The 14,151-nt window shown below is 57.1% G+C and carries 12 protein-coding genes and 2 tRNA genes; all 14 read right to left on the bottom strand.

Annotated elements, in window-relative coordinates:
• Positions 1-689: 689 nt before the first annotated feature.
• The 14 genes from GIW02_RS08970 to folP all read right to left on the bottom strand — a co-directional run bounded on the left by GIW02_RS08970 (position 690) and on the right by folP (position 14,145).
• Positions 690-1,310, bottom strand: coding sequence for a BON domain-containing protein (locus GIW02_RS08970; RefSeq protein WP_236410790.1), 621 nt, complete (start codon positions 1,308-1,310; stop codon positions 690-692).
• A 296-nt stretch (positions 1,311-1,606) separates the two neighbouring features.
• Positions 1,607-3,712, bottom strand: a complete 2,106-nt coding sequence (gene pnp / locus GIW02_RS08965; RefSeq protein WP_236410791.1) for a polyribonucleotide nucleotidyltransferase — start codon at positions 3,710-3,712, stop codon at positions 1,607-1,609.
• Between the two features lie 194 nt (positions 3,713-3,906).
• Positions 3,907-4,176: a 30S ribosomal protein S15 gene (gene rpsO / locus GIW02_RS08960; protein ID WP_003177875.1), complete on the bottom strand. Its 270-nt coding sequence runs from the start codon at positions 4,174-4,176 to the stop codon at positions 3,907-3,909.
• Positions 4,177-4,291: 115 nt separating this feature from the next.
• Positions 4,292-5,209 carry a tRNA pseudouridine(55) synthase TruB gene (gene truB / locus GIW02_RS08955; RefSeq protein WP_236410792.1) on the bottom strand — a complete coding sequence of 306 codons (918 nt, stop codon included), beginning with the start codon at positions 5,207-5,209 and terminating at the stop codon, positions 4,292-4,294.
• A 3-nt stretch (positions 5,210-5,212) separates the two neighbouring features.
• Complete coding sequence (rbfA, locus tag GIW02_RS08950; protein ID WP_016973761.1) at positions 5,213-5,608, bottom strand: 30S ribosome-binding factor RbfA; 396 nt, start codon at positions 5,606-5,608, stop codon at positions 5,213-5,215.
• A 159-nt stretch (positions 5,609-5,767) separates the two neighbouring features.
• A complete protein-coding gene (gene infB / locus GIW02_RS08945; protein ID WP_236410793.1) occupies positions 5,768-8,293 on the bottom strand; it encodes a translation initiation factor IF-2 in 2,526 nt (841 codons plus the stop codon).
• A gap of 27 nt (positions 8,294-8,320) precedes the next feature.
• Complete coding sequence (gene nusA, locus GIW02_RS08940; protein WP_025857112.1) at positions 8,321-9,802, bottom strand: transcription termination factor NusA; 1,482 nt, start codon at positions 9,800-9,802, stop codon at positions 8,321-8,323.
• A gap of 47 nt (positions 9,803-9,849) precedes the next feature.
• Positions 9,850-10,308 (bottom strand): ribosome maturation factor RimP, encoded by a 459-nt coding sequence (gene rimP / locus GIW02_RS08935; RefSeq protein WP_003235029.1) that lies wholly within the window; start codon positions 10,306-10,308, stop codon positions 9,850-9,852.
• Positions 10,309-10,448: 140 nt separating this feature from the next.
• Positions 10,449-10,525 (bottom strand) — tRNA-Met (locus GIW02_RS08930).
• Positions 10,526-10,621: 96 nt separating this feature from the next.
• Positions 10,622-10,707 (bottom strand) — tRNA-Leu (locus tag GIW02_RS08925).
• A gap of 22 nt (positions 10,708-10,729) precedes the next feature.
• Entirely contained in the window at positions 10,730-11,113 is a 384-nt protein-coding gene (gene secG, locus GIW02_RS08920) for a preprotein translocase subunit SecG (protein ID WP_010206600.1), read from the bottom strand.
• A 4-nt stretch (positions 11,114-11,117) separates the two neighbouring features.
• Complete coding sequence (gene tpiA / locus GIW02_RS08915) at positions 11,118-11,873, bottom strand: triose-phosphate isomerase (RefSeq protein ID WP_236410794.1); 756 nt, start codon at positions 11,871-11,873, stop codon at positions 11,118-11,120.
• Between the two features lie 66 nt (positions 11,874-11,939).
• On the bottom strand, positions 11,940-13,277 hold the full coding sequence (gene glmM, locus GIW02_RS08910; protein WP_236410795.1) for a phosphoglucosamine mutase: 1,338 nt from the start codon (positions 13,275-13,277) through the stop codon (positions 11,940-11,942).
• Between the two features lie 16 nt (positions 13,278-13,293).
• A complete protein-coding gene (gene folP, locus GIW02_RS08905) occupies positions 13,294-14,145 on the bottom strand; it encodes a dihydropteroate synthase (protein WP_236410796.1) in 852 nt (283 codons plus the stop codon).
• Positions 14,146-14,151 lie beyond the last annotated feature (6 nt).

The following is a 14,151-nucleotide window of genomic DNA, read 5'->3' as shown; positions in this document are numbered from 1 at the left end:
TGCCAACCTGGGGCAGGCGGAGAAGGATGGTCGTGTTGTTACCCCAATGCACCTGGATGCCGAGTAATCCATAACTAACACAAATCCAAATGTGGGAGGGGGCTTGCCCCCGATGGCGGTGTATCAGTCGATGTGACATTGACTGAACGACTGCTATCGGGGGCAAGCCCCCTCCCACATTTGGATCTATGTTGGCCCGGCGATTTTAGTCCAAGCCAACAATAGAACAGGCCCTCACAAAAGTGTTAGCTGGGCCAAGACCGCGCCAGTACCATCAAGGACTATCTGGTGGATAAAGGGCAGTTGGAAGCAACCGGGTTTACTTCATCGATGCCAACCTGGGGCAGGCGGAGAAGGATGGTCGTGTTGTTACCCCAATGCACCTGGATGCCGAGTAATCCATAACTAACACAAATCCAAATGTGGGAGGGGGCTTGCCCCCGATGGCGGTGTATCAGGCGATGTGACGTTGACTGAACGACTGCTATCGGGGGCAAGCCCCCTCCCACATTTGTGCTTTGTAGGCCTGGCGATTTTCCAAGCCCACAATAGAACAGGCCCCGACACAAGTGCCGGGGCCTGCAATGACCACATCCGTGTGGTCGGTCGCATGAACTCGTGAGGTGCATTGAGTGGATATCTAACTCACTCTCCGCCGCCGACGTACAGTTCAGTCGATTGGTTAAGCGTTACTCTGCTTTCAGGCCATCGGCCGATACAGCTTTAACGCCTTTGATTTTCTTGGTGATGTTCACCGCGGTGGTTTTCTGTGCTTCGGTAACGGCTGCGGTCGAAGACAGGGAAACAACACCTTTGTTGGTTTCGACTTTGATGTCGGTGCCAGGGATGCCTTTCTCGGTTACCAGGTCAGCTTTCACCTTGGTGGTAATCCAGGTATCGGAAGTAGTTTCTTTAGCGCCAGCAGCTGCGCTTTTGGTTTTGTCGACGTTGTCGGCTTTGGTTGCGCCGCCAGCCAGCAGGCCGTCAGCGGAAACTGCAGTTACACCTTTGATTTTCTTGGTGATGGCTACAGCAGTAGCTTTCTGTGCGTCAGAGATAGCGACTGTCGAGGACAGGGAAACCACACCTTTGTTGGTTTCAACCTTGATATCCCCACCAGGAATGCCTTTTTCAGTCAGCAGGTCAGCTTTGACTTTGGTGGTGATCCAAGTGTCAGAAGTGGATTCTTTAGCCTTGGTCACTTCACCAGCAGCCAGGGTCATTGGCGCTTGGGAAGTCTGTGCAAAGGCCACGTTAGCACCCATGGCCAGGGTCAGAGCGGTAGCAGTAGCGAGAGCGAAATTCTTCATACGAGTAACTCCTGTTTTATTAAAAGTCTGCAGTGTGTGAACCTTGATGCTGCAGCGTTAACAGGGATATTGCAGGCAGTGTGCCAAGTTTTGGTATCGGAATAATCCCTTTAAAATCAATAAGATATGAATTATGCCGATTTCCGAAATCGTGCAACTTGCATGAAGCCCATCGTGCCTGCATGCAAGTTGCGGCTTTTGGCTTGGGGTAAACGGCTGATTTCGCTTCATTTTCCCGCGCCCATAAAAAAAGGACCCCTAGGGGTCCTCTCTTTCAACGTAAAGCGCCGGGGTAATTAAACGCCCGAAGCCTTGGCTGCTGCTACGTCCTTGATGGACAGCTTGATGCGGCCGCGGTTATCCACGTCCAGTACCAATACTTCCACTTCCTGGCCTTCTTTCAGAATGTCGGTCACTTTCTCAACGCGAGCGTCGCTCAGCATGGAGATGTGAACCAGACCGTCTTTGCCCGGCAGGATGTTGACGAATGCGCCGAAGTCGACGATGCGCTCAACCTTACCGACGTAGATCTTGCCGATCTCGGCTTCGGCAGTGATGCCCAGAACGCGCTGACGTGCTGCTTCAGCCGCTTCCTTGGTTTCGCCGAAGATCTTGATCGAGCCGTCGTCTTCGATGTCGATCGAAGCCTTGGTCTCTTCGCAGATCGCACGGATGGTCGCGCCGCCTTTACCGATAACATCACGGATTTTGTCGGTGTCGATTTTCATCGCGATCATGGTCGGAGCATTTTCCGACAGCTCAGTGCGGGACTGACCAATGATCTGGTTCATCTGACCGAGGATGTTCAGGCGCGCTTCCAGGGCTTGGCCCAGAGCGATTTCCATGATTTCTTCGGTGATGCCTTTGATTTTGATGTCCATCTGCAGCGCGGTAACACCTTTAGCGGTACCGGCTACTTTGAAGTCCATGTCGCCCAGGTGGTCTTCGTCACCCAGGATGTCGGTCAGGATGGCGAACTTCTCGCCTTCCTTAACCAGGCCCATTGCGATACCGGCAACCGGCGCCTTCATCGGTACACCAGCGTCCATCAGTGCCAGGGAAGCACCGCAAACGGACGCCATGGAGCTGGAGCCGTTGGACTCAGTGATTTCCGACACAACACGGATGGTGTACGGGAACACGTCGGCAGCCGGCAGCATGGCAGAGATCGAACGACGAGCAAGACGGCCGTGACCGATTTCGCGGCGACCAGCGCCACCCATGCGACCACACTCACCTACCGAGAACGGCGGGAAGTTGTAGTGCAGCATGAACGGGTCTTTTTTCTCGCCTTCCAGGGTGTCCAGCAGCTGTGCGTCACGGGCAGTACCCAGGGTCGCGACTACCAGCGCCTGGGTTTCACCACGGGTGAACAGGGCCGAACCGTGAGTCTTGGGCAGAACACCCACTTCGATGTTCAGCGGACGTACGGTGCGGGTGTCGCGGCCGTCGATACGTGGCTTGCCGTTAACGATGTTTTCGCGAACGGTGCGGTATTCGATTTCGCCGAATGCAGCTTTGACTTCGCTGGAAGAAGGCTGGCCTTCTTCACCGGACAGCTTGGCTACAACCTGGTCTTTCAGCTCGCCCAGGCGCGCGTAACGATCAGCCTTGACGGTGATGGTGTAGGCGTCGGAGATGGCAGTACCGAACTCGGAGCGGATAGCGCCCAGCAGTTCAGTCGCTTCAGCTTGTGGAGCCCAGGCCCATGTTGGCTTGGCAGCTTCGGCGGCGAGTTCTTTAACGGCGTTGATCACAACCTGGAACTCGTCGTGAGCAAACAGTACGGCGCCCAGCATCTGGTCTTCGGTCAGCTCTTTGGCTTCCGATTCAACCATCAACACGGCTTCCGAAGTACCGGCAACGACCATGTCCAGGCTCGAAGCTTTCTGCTGCTCGTAAGTCGGGTTCAGCAGGTAGCCGGTGCTTTCGTGGAAAGCAACGCGGGCAGCGCCGATCGGACCATCAAAAGGAATGCCGGAGATGGCCAGGGCAGCCGAGGTACCGATCATCGCAGCGACGTCCGGATCGGTCTTCTTGCTGGTGGAAACGACGGTGCAGACAACCTGCACTTCGTTCATGAAGCCTTCTGGGAACAGCGGACGGATCGGACGGTCGATCAGTCGGGAGGTCAGGGTTTCTTTTTCGGAAGGACGGCCTTCACGCTTGAAGAAACCGCCAGGGATCTTACCGGCAGCGTAAGTCTTTTCCTGGTAGTGAACGGAAAGAGGGAAAAAGCCTTTGCTTGGGTCAGCGGTCTTGGCGCCAACTACGGTCACCAATACGGTGACGTCGTCGTCAACGGTAACCAGCACTGCGCCGGAGGCTTGACGGGCGATACGGCCTGTCTCGAGGGTAACGGTCGACTGACCGAACTGGAATTTTTTGATAACCGGGTTCACGGTGTCCTACCTTCTTTGTGGCTCTTGGGGAACTTGTCTTCTTGCGAAATTCTTGGGCAATGTCGGGAATCGGCCCAACCCTTGTCCAGGGTAAAACGTGTGTCCAGATAAAACTTGAGGCTGGGAGCCTGCCATGGGCCAGCGGGAATCCCACTGACACACGGCAGACAACCAACCTCTAGCGCAATCGCTTATTAGCGACGCAGACCCAGGCGACCGATCAGAGTCTGATAACGACCCAGATCCTTGCCTTTCAGGTAGTCCAGCAGCTTACGGCGCTGGTTTACCATGCGGATCAGACCACGACGGGAGTGGTGATCTTTACCGTTGGCCTTGAAGTGACCTTGCAGCTTGTTGATGTTGTGGGTCAGCAGTGCAACTTGCACTTCTGGCGAACCAGTGTCACCAACAGCTTGCTGATAGTCAGCTACGATTTGTGCTTTTTCTTGAACGTCGAGAGCCATGAGGCAATCCTTTTTTCAGGAAACCACCCAAAGGGCAGTTTCAACAGGCCAGGGACAAATCCCTGTATCTAAAAATGAGTGTTGACCGTGCCTGTTAACAGCCACACTCGTTCGGTCATTCTGACCGAATCAGTCGACGCGGCGCGATGCGCCCGTCTTCGCTCACTTCACCGATACCGATAAAGCGACCGTTGTGATCTTGTACCCGCACCATGCCGAACTTAGGGGCATCCGGTGCACGTACCGGCTGGCCGTTGAGCCAGTAGAACGCGCTGTGCTCCGAGAAGTGCAGCAATGGCCAATCCAGCAAACCGCTGTCCGATGGCATCAGGAAGCGATCAACCGCTTCATTGCCGCCTTCGGCGTGTACCGCTTCCAGCTCTTCCAGCGTGACCGTCTGGGCCAGGCTGAAAGGACCGGCCTGGGTGCGTCGCAGCTCTGCAACGTATGCGCCGCAACCGAGCTGTTCACCGATATCTTCCACCAGGGTACGGATATAGGTGCCTTTGCTGCAGTCCACGGCCAGGCGGGCAGTGTCGCCTTCATGGGCGAGCAATTCCAAGCGCGCAATAGTAACAGAACGCGGTTCGCGCTCCACTACTTCACCCGCACGTGCCAGCTTGTAAAGAGGCTGCCCGTCACGCTTGAGCGCCGAGTACATCGGCGGTATCTGACTGATTTCCCCACGAAAAGCGGGTAAGGCAGCCTCGATATCAGCACGACCAACGGTCACGTCGCGAACCTGCAGAACATCACCTTCGGCGTCGGCCGTGGTAGTGGTCTTGCCCAGTTGCATCAGGGTTTCGTAACCCTTGTCGGAATCGAGCAGGTATTGCGAGAACTTGGTGGCCTCACCAAAGCACAACGGCAGTACGCCGGTGGCCAGGGGGTCGAGGCTGCCGGTGTGCCCGGCCTTCTCGGCATTAAGCAGCCAGCGGACCTTCTGCAAGGCGGCATTGGAGGTGAAGCCAATGGGCTTGTCGAGCAGAATGATGCCGCTGACGTTGCGACGGATACGTTTGACCTGAGCCACCGCTTACTCCTTGGCGTCTTCAGGTGTGGACGGGTGCTGGCTGTCTTCAGCCACGGCGCGCTCGATGAGTGCCGACAGGTGCGCACCACGCACGACGCTTTCGTCGTAGTGGAAGTGCAACTGCGGAACGCTGCGCAGCTTCATTTCACGGGCCAACTGCATGCGCAGGAAACCCGCGGCAGAGTTGAGCACCTTGATGCTTTGCGCGATTTCTTCGCTGCTGTCCTGCCCCATCACGGTGATGAAGATCTTGGCGTGACCTACGTCACGGCTCACTTCAACGGCGGTGATGGTGACCAGGCCAACGCGCGGGTCTTTGACTTCGCGACGGATCAGTTGGGCCAGCTCGCGCTGCATCTGATCGCCGATACGCTGGGTACGGCTGTATTCTTTTGCCATGTCTTGTTACCTGTTACTGCCACACGGTGAAACCCGTGGGGTCTGAAAGCGGCAAACGCCCGGCCTGACAAAAGCCAGACCGGGCGTTGCGTTTAGAGTCCGTACGCTGCGCGGGGCATTTGCATGCCCACACGCGGCGTGGCTCCGGAAGTACGCGAGTTAGAGGCTGCGAGCAACCTGGACCTTCTCGTAGACTTCGATCTTGTCGCCAGCCTTGACGTCGTTGTAGCTCTTGACGCCAATACCACATTCCATACCGGCACGAACTTCGGAAGCGTCATCCTTGAAGCGGCGCAGGGATTCCAGCTCGCCTTCGAAGATAACGATGTCTTCACGCAGTACGCGGATTGGACGGTTACGGTACACGGTGCCTTCGACAACCATGCAACCAGCGATCGCGCCGAATTTCGGCGAGCGGAACACGTCACGCACTTCGGCGATACCCAGGATGTTCTCCCGGACGTCACTGCCAAGCATGCCGGTGAGGGCTTTCTTGACGTCTTCGATGATGTCGTAGATGACGTTGTAGTAACGCATGTCCAGGCCTTCCTGCTCGACGATCTTGCGAGCGCCAGCATCGGCACGCACGTTGAAGCCGAACAGTACAGCGTTGGAAGCCAGTGCCAGGTTGGCGTCGGACTCGGTGATACCACCGACACCGCCACCGACAACACGCACTTGCACTTCGTCGTTACCCAGGCCGTTCAAGGCGCCGTTCAACGCTTCGAGGGAACCACGAACGTCAGATTTGAGGACGATGTTAAGCGTCTTCTTCTCTTCCTGGCCCATGTTCTCGAAGATGTTTTCCAGCTTGCCAGCGTGAGCACGGGCCAGCTTGACTTCGCGGAACTTGCCTTGACGGAACAGAGCCACTTCACGGGCTTTCTTCTCGTCGGCAACTACGCTCATCTCGTCGCCAGCGTCCGGGGTACCGTCCAGGCCGAGGATCTCGACCGGGATAGCCGGGCCGGCTTCCTTGATTGGCTTGCCGTTCTCGTCGAGCATGGCACGTACACGGCCGTAGTTCGAACCGACCAGCACCATGTCGCCTTGGCGCAGGGTACCGTCTTGAACCAGAACGGTCGCAACCGGGCCACGGCCCTTGTCGAGACGGGACTCAACCACAACACCACGGCCAGGAGCCGATGGGGTAGCGGTCAGTTCCAGTACTTCGGCTTGCAACAGAACAGCTTCAAGCAGTTCGTCAACGCCAGTACCCATCTTCGCGGAGACCGGTACGAATGGAGTGTCGCCACCCCACTCTTCGGAGGTCACGCCGTGCACCGACAGTTCGCTACGGATGCGATCGAGATCAGCGCCCGGCTTGTCGATTTTGTTCACTGCAACCACCAGAGGAACGCCAGCTGCCTTGGCATGCTGAACGGCTTCGATGGTTTGTGGCATCACGCCGTCGTCTGCTGCAACCACCAGGATCACGATGTCGGTCGCCTTGGCACCACGGGCACGCATTGCGGTAAACGCGGCGTGACCAGGGGTATCAAGGAACGTCACCATGCCACGGTCGGTTTCAACGTGGTAAGCGCCGATGTGCTGGGTAATACCGCCGGCTTCGCCTGCAGCAACCTTGGCACGACGGATGTAGTCGAGCAGGGATGTTTTACCGTGGTCAACGTGGCCCATTACGGTCACAACCGGTGCACGGGAAACAGCCTCACCTTCAAACTTCAGGGACTCGGCCAGGGAATCTTCCAGGGCGGTGTCGCTGACCAGGGTCACTTTGTGGCCCAGCTCCTCGGCAACCAGTTGGGCAGTTTCCTGATCCAGTACCTGGTTGATGGTGGCCGGAGTACCCAGCTTGAACATGAACTTGATGATTTCAGCAGCCTTGACCGACATTTGCTGAGCGAGATCGCCAACAGTGATGGTCTCGCCGATCTTCACTTCACGCACGACAGGGCCGGTTGGGCTCTGGAAACCGTGGGCGTTGCGTTTTTTCAGCTTGGCCTTGCCGCGACCACCACGACGGAAGCCATCGCTTTCTTCGTCGGTAGTACGTGGGGCAACGCGTGGAGCAGGCGCTTTCTCTTTGACCGAGGCACGATGCGGAGCGTTTTTACGCTCGCCATCGCCACCACCACCGCGACGATTGTTGTCGTCAGCACGTGGTTTGTCCGGACGACGAGGTTCGTCGCGCTTGCGAGCGTCAGCTGCCGGAGCAGGTGCGGCGGCAACCGGAGCGGCCTCACGCACAGCTTCAACAGGAGCACCAGGCGCGGCAACCGCGTCAGTGGCAGCAGGTTGCGCAGCAGCAGGCTGGCGACGCGCTTCTTCTTCGGCGCGACGCTTGGCTTCTTCTTCAGCCTTCTGACGAGCAGCATTTTCTACTGCGCGACGTTCATCCAGTTCGCGTTTGCGCTCGGCTTCGATTTCTTCCGGGCTGCGCTGTACGAAGACTTTCTTCTTGCGTACTTCAACGCTAATGCTCTTGCTACCAGCAACACGCAGGGTGCTGGTGGTTTTGCGCTGCAATGTAATCTTGCGCGGTTCTTCCACTTTCGCCTTGTGGCTGCTCTTCAAGTGAGTCAGCAAAGACTGCTTCTCACTATCGCTCACACCTTCGTCGGCGGCGGTGTGCGGCAGACCTGCCTCACGCATCTGCTGCAACAGGCGCTCTACCGGTGTTTTGACCTCATCGGCCAGTTGTTTCACCGTGACTTGCGTCATGCACTTCTCTCCTCAGGCCGCGCCTAGTTACTCGAACCAATGGGCTCGGGCGGCCATGATCAACTTGCCGGCACGATCATCGTCAATGCCGTCGATGTCGAGCAGATCGTCAATAGACTGCTCGGCCAGGTCTTCGCGGGTAATTACGCCGCGCACCGCCAGTTCCATCGCCAAATCCTTGTCCATACCCTCAAGCGAGAGCAGGTCTTCGGCCGGATGGGCGTCTGCCAGCTTTTCCTCAGTAGCGATGGCTTTAGTCAACAAACGATCCTTGGCCCGAGCGCGAAGCTCGTTGACGGTGTCTTCGTCAAAGCCGTCGATGTTGAGCATTTCTTCCAACGGTACGTAGGCAATCTCTTCCAGGCTGGTGAAGCCTTCATCTACCAGCACCTGTGCCAGGTCTTCATCGACTTCCAACTCTTCGATGAAGTTGCGCAGGATGTCACCGGTTTCAGCTTGCTGCTTAGCCTGGATGTCCGATTCGGTCATCACGTTCAGGGTCCAGCCGGTCAGTTGGCTGGCCAGACGCACGTTCTGACCACCACGACCAATGGCCTGAGCCAGATTGTCTGCGCCAACGGCGATGTCCATTGCATGGGCATCTTCGTCAACGATAATTGCCGCCACTTCAGCTGGCGACATGGCGTTGATCACGAACTGCGCCGGGTTATCGTCCCACAGCACGATATCCACACGCTCACCGCCCAATTCGCCGGACACTGCCTGGACGCGCGAACCGCGCATACCGATGCAAGCGCCTTGCGGGTCGATGCGTTTGTCCTTGGAGCGGACCGCGATCTTGGCACGCGAACCCGGGTCGCGGGACGCAGCCATGACTTCGATCAGGCCTTCGGCGATTTCCGGCACTTCGATACGGAACAGCTCGATCAGCATCTCTGGCGCGGTACGCGACAGGATCAACTGAGGGCCGCGGTTCTCGGTGCGGATTTCCTTGAGCAGCGCACGCAGACGCACGCCGACACGGAAGGTTTCGCGAGAGATGATGTCTTCACGAGCCAGCAACGCTTCGGCGTTGTTGCCCAGGTCGACGATCACGTTGTCGCGGGTAACTTTTTTCACGGTGCCGGAGATGATTTCACCCAGGCGCTCGCGATAGGCGTCAACGACTTGAGCGCGCTCGGCTTCGCGAACCTTCTGCACGATGACCTGTTTAGCGGTCTGTGCAGCGATACGGCCGAACTCGATCGATTCGATCTTTTCTTCGACGACATCACCGACCTTGGCGCCAGGGTGCGTTTCAGCAACCTTGCTTGGCCAGGTTTCGATGGCCGGATCATCAAGATCGGCTTCTTCGACGACCGTCCAGCGACGGAACGTCTCATAGGCACCGGTGTGGCGGTTGATTTCCACACGCAGATCAACTTCGTCTTCAAAACGCTTTTTGGTAGCAGTGGCCAGGGCCAGCTCCAGCGCTTCAAAAATCACGTTTGCCGGTACGCCCTTTTCATTGGATACCGACTCAACAACCAGCAGTACTTCTTTGCTCATCGTACGCCTCGCCTTTCGCAAGCCATTGGATCCGCGGGATCCGCGTCTCAGTCAAAACTGGGAATAATGTTGGCCTTGTCGATCATATCGATCGGCAACAGGAACTCATGGTCTTCTACCTGCACCACGACATCCTGTTCTTCTACACCGCGCAGAAGGCCCTGAAAGTTGCGTCGCCCTTCGAATGGGGAGCGCAGCTTGATCTTCACTTGTTCACCGGCAAATTTTGCAAACTGATCAATAGTGAACAGTGGGCGTTCCATGCCTGGCGAGGAAACTTCGAGGGTGTATTCAACGGAAATCGGATCTTCAACATCCAGCACGCCGCTGATCTGACGGCTGACAATGGCACAATCGTCCACCAGCACGCCGCCCTCTTTATCGATATAAACGCGCAACATTGAGTGGCGACCTTGAGCCGAAAACTCAATACCCCAGCATTCATAGCCTAGGGCCACGACCACCGGGGCCAGCAAGGCCTGCAACTCTTCTAGCTTGCTCGACACCTGAACCCCCTCGTGCATGTATGTGCATGCTGTGCAAAATAAAAAAATGGGCGAAACGCCCATCCTTGAAACGCCGTCGAACAGCGGCGTTGAAAGTGTCCAGTTAACAAAAAGCCCCTTAAAAGGGGCTCCGCTAAAACTGGTTGCGGGGGCCGGATTTGAACCGACGACCTTCGGGTTATGAGCCCGACGAGCTACCAGACTGCTCCACCCCGCGACAAAGCTGGGGCGGAAGTATACGACCGATCCCTTACAGGGTCAATGTAACCTTCCACCTACAAGAAAGCCCGCAACAGCGGGCTCTCCTGATAATTGGTACCGAGAAGGGGACTCGAACCCCTACACCCTATGGGCACAACCACCTCAAGGTTGCGTGTCTACCAATTCCACCACCTCGGCAATACAGCGCTTACAACCCTTCTTACTTCTGCTCTTGAGCTGGAGGTACGTCAGTCGCTGGAGTAGCCGACTTTTGCTCTTGAAGCACCGGGACATCATCAGAAGCCGGTTTTGCTTTTGGTACTTCCAACACTGCTGGGTTTGGGAGACCTACTTGAGTCAGCACATGAGCTTTCTCTTTAGCAAAGTAACCTAACCCCAAGCTGGTTATGAAGAAACCGGCGGCAAGTATAGCAGTAAACTTACTAAGAAAGGTAGAGGAACCTTGGCTTCCGAACACAGTATTTGAAGCACCTGCACCGAAAGACGCACCAGCATCCGCACCTTTACCCTGTTGCAGCAAAACCAGGGCAACTACGCCCAGAGCAGCCAACAGATGAAAAACGACTACGACTGTTTCCAGCATTTTTTCAGTTTCCCGCGGCGCGACAGATCGCACCGAACTCATCTGCATTCAGGGAAGCTCCACCAATGAGCCCCCCATCGATATCCGGCATGCCGAACAGTTCGACCGCATTGGCCGCCTTCACGCTGCCGCCGTATAGAAGCCGCACACCTTGTGCGACCTCAGAATTCTCTGCCGCCAACTGCGCGCGGATGGCTGCGTGCACATCCTGCGCCTGTTGCGGTGTAGCAGTCAGCCCGGTACCAATGGCCCAGACCGGCTCGTAAGCAATTACCGCTTTTGCAAATGCACCAACACCCAGCTCCTCGATGATGCTGCCCAGCTGACGCGAGACAACTTCAAGAGTCTTGCCCGATTCACGCTGCTCAAGGGTCTCCCCTATGCACAACACTGGAATCAAGCCACAAGCCTGTGCCGCTGCGAACTTGCGATTGAGTGTCCCATCACGCTCGCCCATCATCTGACGGCGCTCGGAGTGCCCGACAAGCACATAGGAACAACCCGCATCGACCAACTGACTTGGCGCAACCTCACCCGTCAGAGCACCTTGCATGGCTTCCACCGCAGAGTTCTGCGCGCCGACCTGAATCGACTTACCCTTCAAGCCATCAACCACTTGGGTGATATGCAAGCAAGGTGGGAAAACCGCAACATCAACACCGCTAGGCAAGGCCAAGTGACGAAGGCCGTTGATCAGCTCAGCGACACTGGCGCGGGTACCGTGCATCTTCCAGTTACCAGCTACCATAGTGCGACGCATGCTGTACCTCGTCGGTCAAAGTGGGCGCAGATGTTACCCAACCACATCATCACTGGCAAGCCGAATTCAGGTGCAAACTTCAGTTACCAGTTTTGCCAGGTCTTCGGCATGGCCGCGAACCTGTGTTTCGTCATCACCTTCGACCATGACGCGCACCAGAGGCTCTGTGCCGGACTTGCGCAACAGCACCCGCCCACGCCCCGCCATTGCCTGGGTCACGCGCTCGCAAGCCTCTTTGACAGCTGGGTGCTCGATCGGGTTTTCGCCACCGGCGAAACGCACATTGAGCAAAACCTGAGGGCACTTACGCAGGGCCTGCCGCGCCTGGGCGAGGCTCTCCTTGCGACGACGCAACGACAGCAACACTTGCAACGCGGCAATAATGGCGTCCCCCGTGGTGGTGTGCTGGAAGCAAACCACATGCCCGGAGTTCTCGCCGCCGACTTGCCAATTACGCTCAAGCAGCTCGGCAATTACATAGCGGTCGCCCACGTTCGCACGAACGAATGGGATGCCAAGATCAGCCAAGGCCAGCTCCAACCCCAGGTTGCTCATCAGCGTCCCTACGACGCCGCCTTGCAGCTTGTCACGCTCATGCAGGTCGCGAGCGATGATGAACAGCAGATCATCACCGTCTACCACCGCCCCCGTGTGATCGACCATCAGCACGCGATCGCCATCACCATCGAAGGCGATCCCGAGGTCGGCATGCTCAGAAAGCACGGCGGCTTGCAACTGCTCCATGTGGGTAGAGCCACAGTTTTCGTTGATATTCAAACCATTCGGCTGCGCGCACAGTACCGTTACATCGGCGCCCAGCTCCTTGAACACGCTTGGAGCGACTTTGTAGGTCGCGCCGTGAGCGCAATCGACAACGATCTTGAGACCGGCAAAATTGGTACTGCTCGGCACGCTGCTTTTGCAAAACTCAATGTAACGGCCAGACGCGTCATTGATGCGCGACACTTTGCCCAGCTTGCTGGACTCGACCACGGTCATCGGCGCATCCAGCAGCTCTTCGATCATCAGCTCGATCTCGTCCGGCAACTTGGTGCCCTGGCCCGAGAAGAACTTGATGCCGTTGTCATCATGAGGGTTGTGGGAAGCACTGATCACAATACCGGCTTCAGCGTGAAAGGTACGCGTCAGGTAAGCGATCGCCGGTGTAGGCATTGGCCCCAACAGCATTACATCGGCACCTGCTGCCGACAAACCGGCCTCCAGTGCGGACTCAAACATGTAACCCGAAATCCGGGTGTCCTTGCCAACCAGGATGCGGCACGCACCCATGCTGCGGAAGGCCATGCCTGCCGCCCAACCCAGCTTGAGCATGAAATCAGGAGTAATCGGAAACTCGCCGACCCGACCACGGATACCGTCGGTGCCAAAGTATTTTTTAGTCATAAGTACTCCATCATTCTTATTCGGCAGATTCTACAGCAGCGATCATGCGCACCACGTCCACGGTTTCGGCGACGTCATGCACGCGCAGGATCCGCGCACCTTTGGTCACCGCAAGCGCCGCCAGCGCAAGACCACCGTACAGTCGCTCACCCACAGGACGATTCAGGGCCAGGCCTATCATGCTCTTGCGTGAAACACCGACCAACAGGGGCCGACCAAGGGCATGCAGCGACTCCATGTGCTTGAACAGGCTTAAATTATGTTGCAGGGTCTTGGCAAAGCCAAACCCGGGATCAAGGATGATCTTTTCAGGTGCGATTCCCACGGCAGCACATTGAGCGATCCGCTCAGCCAGGAAATCACTCACCTCGCCAACCAGATCGTCATAGTGCGGATCGTTCTGCATGGTGCCGGGCTCGCCCAGCATATGCATCAGACAGACCGGCAGGCCAGTGGCCGCCGCCGCGTCCAGAGCACCATCACGCTGCAGCGAACGCACGTCATTGATCAGCCCGGCACCCAGGCGCGCGGTTTCACGCATGACCGCAGGGGTGGAGGTGTCCACCGATATGATCACATCCAGCTCACGCGCGATGCGCTCGACAATCGGCGCCACACGCTCAAGCTCCTCCACCGGCGAAACGACGCGAGCACCAGGCCGTGTCGACTCACCGCCGACATCGATCAGGGTCGCACCCGCTGCGACCATTGCCTCTGCATGACGCAATGCGGCATCCAGCTGACTGAAACGGCCGCCATCGGAGAAGGAATCGGGGGTTACATTGAGGATGCCCATAACATGCGTATGGGCCAAATCAAGAACCCGGTTGCCGCAAGGCAACCGGGTAGAGGACAACACAGAAGTCATTTCAAA

Source organism: Pseudomonas syringae, from assembly GCF_021606685.1.
Taxonomy (GTDB): Bacteria; Pseudomonadota; Gammaproteobacteria; order Pseudomonadales; family Pseudomonadaceae; genus Aquipseudomonas; species Aquipseudomonas syringae_R.
Note: the sequence above shows the minus strand (reverse complement) of the source record. Positions and strands in the feature narration are given on the sequence as shown.

Bases quoted from the DNA above. Each gene is read 5' to 3' on its own strand.
- GIW02_RS08970 (WP_236410790.1), bottom strand. From the start codon at position 1,310: ATGAAGAATTTCGCTCTCGCTACTGCTACCGCTCTGACCCTGGCCATG.
- nusA (WP_025857112.1), bottom strand. From the start codon at position 9,802: ATGAGCAAAGAAGTACTGCTGGTTGTTGAGTCGGTATCCAATGAAAAG.
- rbfA (WP_016973761.1), bottom strand. From the start codon at position 5,608: ATGGCAAAAGAATACAGCCGTACCCAGCGTATCGGCGATCAGATGCAG.
- folP (WP_236410796.1), bottom strand. From the start codon at position 14,145: ATGACTTCTGTGTTGTCCTCTACCCGGTTGCCTTGCGGCAACCGGGTT.
- rpsO (WP_003177875.1), bottom strand. From the start codon at position 4,176: ATGGCTCTCGACGTTCAAGAAAAAGCACAAATCGTAGCTGACTATCAG.
- glmM (WP_236410795.1), bottom strand. From the start codon at position 13,277: ATGACTAAAAAATACTTTGGCACCGACGGTATCCGTGGTCGGGTCGGC.
- tpiA (WP_236410794.1), bottom strand. From the start codon at position 11,873: ATGCGTCGCACTATGGTAGCTGGTAACTGGAAGATGCACGGTACCCGC.
- infB (WP_236410793.1), bottom strand. From the start codon at position 8,293: ATGACGCAAGTCACGGTGAAACAACTGGCCGATGAGGTCAAAACACCG.
- secG (WP_010206600.1), bottom strand. From the start codon at position 11,113: ATGCTGGAAACAGTCGTAGTCGTTTTTCATCTGTTGGCTGCTCTGGGC.